The sequence below is a fragment of the Collinsella sp. OM08-14AT genome (genome assembly GCF_003438115.1).
Taxonomy (GTDB): domain Bacteria; phylum Actinomycetota; class Coriobacteriia; order Coriobacteriales; family Coriobacteriaceae; genus Collinsella.
In genome coordinates this window covers 1-1,787 of sequence record NZ_QSTE01000035.1, presented here as the reverse complement: position 1 = coordinate 1,787, position 1,787 = coordinate 1, and the positions used below count along the sequence as shown (strand labels likewise).

The window sequence follows — 1,787 nt, the reverse complement described above, 5'->3', positions numbered from 1 at the left end:
GCGCTGCATGAGCATGCCCTTCTGGCGCGAGGACCTCTAAGGTTTTCAAAGACCCGTACAGGTCTTACTACAAACATCTAGCTGCCATTAGATGTCTCCCATTGGGGCGGTGCGGATCTTTCGCACCGCCCCATTCATGTTTAATGACGCTAAATGAAGATCAGATAAGGTGGCCATGGATATCAAGACAATCGGTGTTGAGGAATGGCTCAACGTTTGGGAGAAGAGTGCTACCTGGGATATCGCTCAGTCGACGATCTCGTCGCTGACCATGGGCGAGCTTCGCGCACTGGACGAGCAGGACGGCGCCACGTTCTACGAGCGCCTGGATCGCGAGAAGATGAACTACGGCTGGATCGAGGGATCGCCGGAATTTAAGGCCGAGGTCGCCAAGCTGTATCGTCGCGATGTCAATCCCGATCACATTTTGCAGACCAATGGCTGCACGGGCGCCAACCTCAACGCCATCATGGCCGTTGTGGAGCCCGGCGATCACGTGATTGCCGAGTGGCCTACCTATGCGCCGCTCTACGAGATTCCGCGTACGCTGGGTGCCGAGGTCGAGTATTGGGAGCTCCGCGAGGAGCTCGGCTGGAAGCCCGATATCGATGAGCTCAAGCGCTTGGTGCGCCCCAACACCAAGCTCATCTGCATCAATAACGCATCGAACCCCATCGGTACGGTGCTCGATGCCGATATGCTCGGCCAGATTGCCGAGATCGCCCGTTCGGCTGGCGCCTATGTGCTGTGCGACGAGGTGTACCTGCCGCTTGAGAACACCAAGGCCTTTATGTCGATGGCCGACATGTACGAGAAGGCCATTGTCACCAACTCGGTGTCCAAGACCTATTCGACGCCTGCGGCCCGCGTGGGCTGGGTCGTGGCCGACGAAGAGGTGTCCAACCGCATCCGCACCTACCGCGACTACACCATGATCTGCGGCGGCGTGTTCAACGATGCCCTGGCGACATACGTGCTCGAGCACAAGGACAAGATTCTCGAGCGCAATCGCAAGATCGTGTTTGGCAACCGCGATATCGCGCAGGCTTGGATCGATACGCAGCATCGCGTTTCCTGGACGGCCCCGCAGGGAATATCCACCTCGTTTATCCAGCTGGATATTCCCGAGGATGACGAGGAATTCTGTAAGCGCCTGTTGGCCGAGAGGGGAGTGCTGCTGGTCCCCGGTAGCCGCTTTGAGCTTCCCTGCGGCGCACGCCTGGGCTACTGCGCGAGCGAAGACGTTCTTCGCGAGGGCCTGAGGCTTTTGGGCGAGGCACTGACGGAGTTCGATCGCTAGGGTTCCGACGATCTTCGAGGGCCTTATCCAAATTGGCCGAAGATAATCGAAAACGGACCCGTTTCCCTAGGGGAAGCGGGTTCGTTTTTCTATACCGAGAAGTCAAGTTGTTACAAATGGGGCCGTAAAGCGAGCCGGTATCCGCTGGGCCTTATACTGAGCTTCCGGTGAACGGTATCAAGCGTCTGGTAAACGGTAATTTGTTTATCAGAAATGAATAGGACAAACTTTTTTCTGAATAAAAATGAAAATGGTTGGGACGCGGCATGAATCGCTGATTCTATTCATAGCTATATTAGAAATATGCAATTTGAGGGTGGTTTAATAAAGTTAAGTTCCATTTGCTATTTGGATTGAAAACGCGTTTTAGCACGTAAATAAACTTTATTAAATCAAAGTGTGCCATGCGTGAAGTATATGTGTATGCCGTTCACCCCTCATATAAAACCGTTCGGGGGCGAGGTGGAAGTATGGACTGATTTTGGAT

At 54.2% G+C, this 1,787-nt stretch carries 1 protein-coding gene; it reads left to right on the top strand.

What is annotated here, in order from left to right; genetic code table 11:
- Positions 1–175: 175 nt before the first annotated feature.
- Positions 176–1,300: an aminotransferase gene (locus tag DXC18_RS10285; protein ID WP_117584285.1), complete on the top strand. Its 1,125-nt coding sequence runs from the start codon at positions 176–178 to the stop codon at positions 1,298–1,300.
- Positions 1,301–1,787: the final 487 nt, after the last annotated feature.